Genomic DNA, 2,692 nt, shown 5'->3' with positions numbered 1-2,692 from the left:
GCCGTTGGCACGATTTATTACATGATATATCATCCCATCTTCGGCAGCTCGTATTATTCTTACCATACTGGAATGATATCATAATTAATAAGAAAAGGTACCTGACCCCTTTATTCTTTCTTACAAATAAAATTCCTTCAGATGTTGAAAAATTTCTTCGGCACCAGTTTGAATTTCTTCTTTTTTTATCGATTTTAAATCCACCCAACGTGGTTTTTCTGATTCTTCTTCCTGATCAACCTTGTCATCAGCGAGTAGCTCAGTTGTTATCGGTTTACAAAGATAAAAAAAGGAGAAATTCTGGTAAGCTTCATCTAACGGCTCGTAATAGAAAAATATTTCTTGAAATGTGAGAAATTTTTCAACTTCTATTTCAATGCCTGTTTCTTCTCGCACCTCACGTTTTATTGCGTCCTCAAGTTTTTCACCCAAATCTACTCCACCGCCAGGAAACCAATATTTGCCAGTACTCTTTGTATTGCACAACAAAACCTTGTCACTATCAATAACTACAGCATATCCTGCTGGCCGAAACAACAGCTTTTCTTTGGGGATCATTTTTTTCTTACCGTGTAGGGTTGAGCATTCTACTAACATAAGGGCATTGAATTATTTTATTTGTAAGATTTTATTTTGTATAACGTTGTTGATATCAGAAGTTTTTGATATTCCTTATTATATTAAAAATTTGGACGCAGAGAAATATTTTTTTGTTATTTTATTTGTCATGTTTTAGCAACTTGACATTTTTTTAATATATATTAAAATAACATGTTCGGCATAACGTCGCAACACAATTGCTTTTTTAGAAGGAGGAATATTATGAAATATCACGATGCATTCAAGGAGAAGGTAAAAAAAGCGTTTCCTGAAAACAAAGAGCTTCATAAAGCTCTTGAGTCGGGGAACACCTCAGACGTCGGATCTGCCCTTGAAGGGACTGAGCTATTCGTTGAGTGGTTCGGTATTTACATTGACGATACTAGGCCTGGACAGTAGGTCTAGACACAAAGGCATGGGCACCACCTAACGGGCCTTTTTTTATTTAAAAATAACAAAAAATTATTTCTCATAGTCTCATATTATTATACAAAATTTGATGGGGCCTGCGAGCGGTAGCGAGTGGTCACAGCAAATTTTGTATAACGTTTCGGTATATCTGATGTCCGCCTTTGGCGGATATGGGTGGAGGCTCTCGAAAGAGCCGTAACCAGATATGCCGTGTTATATGATGTACATGTTTTCCTTTTGATTTGCGGTAGCAAATCGCTCTAAAAAATAATTCAATTTTGTTTTTTTGTTTTGGGCAAAGGGTAGAGGGGTTAGGGGTAAATACCCTTTGCCCAAAACTCCTTATTGTGTTTGTATTTTAAATTTTTCTATATCTAGAGCTTCTGCCAAGTCCGATTCTTTCAACTTTTTTAAGTTTAAGTAAAACATCCAGAGCCTGTTTAACAGTTGCTCTGCCTATATTGGTATTTTTAATAATATCGCCCGTGCTGGTTTCTTTCGTCTTTTCAATGTATTGCCAGATGATAAGTTGCTTTTCTGACAAGATTTTTTCTATATTTTCTTTGGATAAAAGTTCTACCGCCATTTCCGATTGCTTTAAAATCATATCCAGAAAAAAACCAAGCCAATCAGTTATATTTTCTTTTTCTGACCCGATTGTTTTTTGGCTTCTTCTAAGGGCAACATAATAGTCAGGTTTGTTATCTTCTACTAATTTTTCATGAGAAATATACGGCATATATTGATAACCCGCGTGCAATAAAAGCAAATTCGTAAGTACCCGAGATAACCTTCCGTTGCCATCAGAAAAAGGATGAATTTTTAAGAATTCAACTAAAAAATTTCCGATTACTAATAGCGGATGATATTTATTCTCTTTCAATATTCTTTGTGTCCATTCAATTAAATCTCTCATTTGTCCTGGAGTGAGATAGGCAGGCGAGGTGTCAAAAAGAATGCCGATTGATTGGCCGGCTTCATCTACCATGTGAACCTTGTTTTCTCCTTTTTTGTATTCTCCTCTATGTTCTTGATCTTTTTCGGCGTATTCCAAAAGCTCTTTATGAAAATGTTTAGTCAGGCTTTCGTTAAACTTTAAATTTTTCCATGAATTAAAAACATTTTCCAGTAATTCATAATAACCTTTTACTTCTTGCTTGTCGCGATTGGTAAATTTTTGTATATTAATACCCCGCATCAATTTTTCAATATCTGCGTCAGATAGGCGAGAGCCTTCAATACGAGTGGAAGCGCCGGTTGAAGTAATCAAAACTGACCGCTTTAATCTTCCTAGGACTTGCGGGCTAAGACGAGCGCCTGATATCCATCGCCCTTTTAATTCATCAATTTTAGCGATTTTAGAGACAACGCTAGCTGGGATATTTTCAATCCGTTTTGAAAAATTGTCTGAAACCGTGTTTTTTTCAGTTTTTTTAGTATTTTTTATCATAAATTTAATTGGATATATTAACTATAGCCAATTATAGCCAATTAACAATGTTTAGTCAATATTTTTGGGCTGTACAATAAACAGTGTGGTGGAAAACTAAAAAACAGTGGTAATATTAGAATGAAAACCGAGTTTCTCAACTCGAGACTAAAAATTAACACAAAGTATAAAGGGGTCAGGTACCTTTTTTAGGTCTCCCCCTTGATCTCAGGGTGGAGTTAAGTCCTAGTT

At 35.4% G+C, this 2,692-nt stretch carries 3 protein-coding genes; 1 reads left to right on the top strand and 2 read right to left on the bottom strand.

The genetic code is table 11. From position 1 onward, the window contains the following. Window positions 1-120 precede the first annotated feature (120 nt). Window positions 121-558: an NUDIX domain-containing protein gene (locus tag PF572_00820; protein MDA3839606.1), complete on the bottom strand. Its 438-nt coding sequence runs from the start codon at window positions 556-558 to the stop codon at window positions 121-123. Between the two features lie 264 nt (window positions 559-822). Here PF572_00820 and PF572_00815 point away from each other — a divergent pair, with 264 nt between their 5' ends. Further along, on the top strand, window positions 823-999 hold the full coding sequence (locus PF572_00815) for a hypothetical protein (protein ID MDA3839605.1): 177 nt from the start codon (window positions 823-825) through the stop codon (window positions 997-999). Window positions 1,000-1,369: 370 nt separating this feature from the next. Here PF572_00815 and PF572_00810 read toward each other — a convergent pair whose 3' ends face one another. Further along, window positions 1,370-2,461, bottom strand: a complete 1,092-nt coding sequence (locus tag PF572_00810) for a Fic family protein (GenBank protein MDA3839604.1) — start codon at window positions 2,459-2,461, stop codon at window positions 1,370-1,372. Window positions 2,462-2,692: the final 231 nt, after the last annotated feature.

This window comes from Patescibacteria group bacterium (genome assembly GCA_027858235.1).
Classification (GTDB): Bacteria; Patescibacteriota; Patescibacteriia; order Patescibacteriales; family BM507; genus BM507.
Note: the sequence above shows the minus strand (reverse complement) of the source record. Positions and strands in the feature narration are given on the sequence as shown.